Origin of the sequence: Arsenophonus endosymbiont of Bemisia tabaci Q2 (genome assembly GCF_902713415.1) — a bacterium.
In the GTDB taxonomy this organism is placed as follows: domain Bacteria; phylum Pseudomonadota; class Gammaproteobacteria; order Enterobacterales; family Enterobacteriaceae; genus Arsenophonus.
In genome coordinates, this window is the sequence record NZ_CACTIE010000319.1 from 1 (window position 1) to 802 (window position 802).

General features: G+C 37.3%; 3 protein-coding genes. 1 reads left to right on the plus strand and 2 read right to left on the minus strand.

The features are described 5' to 3' along the window. Positions 1–4: 4 nt before the first annotated feature. Positions 5–265 carry a YfhL family 4Fe-4S dicluster ferredoxin gene (locus tag ARSQ2_RS11695; RefSeq protein WP_181995389.1) on the plus strand — a complete coding sequence of 87 codons (261 nt, stop codon included), beginning with the start codon at positions 5–7 and terminating at the stop codon, positions 263–265. Here the strand turns inward: ARSQ2_RS11695 and acpS are convergent. Next, the gene (acpS, locus tag ARSQ2_RS11700) at positions 262–642 is read right to left on the minus strand and encodes a holo-ACP synthase (protein WP_181995387.1); all 381 of its coding nucleotides are present in this window, start codon (positions 640–642) and stop codon (positions 262–264) included. The genes ARSQ2_RS11695 and acpS overlap by 4 nt on opposite strands. Beyond that, positions 642–785 (minus strand): hypothetical protein, encoded by a 144-nt coding sequence (locus tag ARSQ2_RS11705; protein ID WP_181995388.1) that lies wholly within the window; start codon positions 783–785, stop codon positions 642–644. The genes acpS and ARSQ2_RS11705 overlap by 1 nt, the downstream gene beginning before the upstream one ends. Positions 786–802: the final 17 nt, after the last annotated feature.

The following is an 802-nucleotide window of genomic DNA, read 5'->3' on the forward strand; positions in this document are numbered from 1 at the left end:
TGCTATGTCTTTATTAATTACTCAACGCTGTATCAATTGTGATATGTGTGAACCAGAATGCCCAAATGAAGCGATTTCAATGGGAGAAGAATTTTACCAAATCAATCCCAATCTTTGCACTGAATGTATTGGCCACTATGATAAGCCAACTTGCCAATCTGTTTGTCCGATCAACAATACCATTTTAAAAGATCCTGATAATTCTGAAACAGAAGAAAAGTTATGGGATAAATTTGTCCTATTACATCATGCCGATAAAATTTAACTTTCCATAATCACAGTGGCACAAGCATAATTTTGTTCATCAGATAATGATACATGGATATGTTGTACACCTAAAGAATCAGCCAATATTTTTGCTTGTCCTAATAAATTAAGCCCTGGCTTACCTAATTGATCATTAAAAACTTCAAATTGATTAAGCGCTAAACCGTTTCGGATCCCCGTGCCTAAAGCTTTTGCTGCTGCTTCTTTGACCGCAAAACGCTTAGCCAAAAAACGGACTGGCTGAGAATGATGTTGATATTGTCGCCACTCTTTCGCGGACAATATACGTTTCGCCAGACGTTCTTCTAAACGCTTGATAATTTGCTCAATACGTACAATTTCAACCAGATCAGTACCTAATCCAATAATCGCCATTAACAACGCGCCTCACGAAGAATTTTCTTGATATAGCTAAGCGACTTAATTTTGATTACACCCATATTGAGTGCGAACAAAATATCTGTGTCGCATCCGAGCGCTCTTTTTTTTGCATTTAGCTTGTGCCCATTTATGTTCAATTGGATTAAGATCTGGC

What these genes read in the sequence shown, in the direction of transcription:
- ARSQ2_RS11695 (WP_181995389.1), top strand. Translation starts at nt 5, where the DNA reads ATGTCTTTATTAATTACTCAACGCTGTATCAATTGTGATATGTGTGAA.
- acpS (WP_181995387.1), bottom strand. Translation starts at nt 642, where the DNA reads ATGGCGATTATTGGATTAGGTACTGATCTGGTTGAAATTGTACGTATT.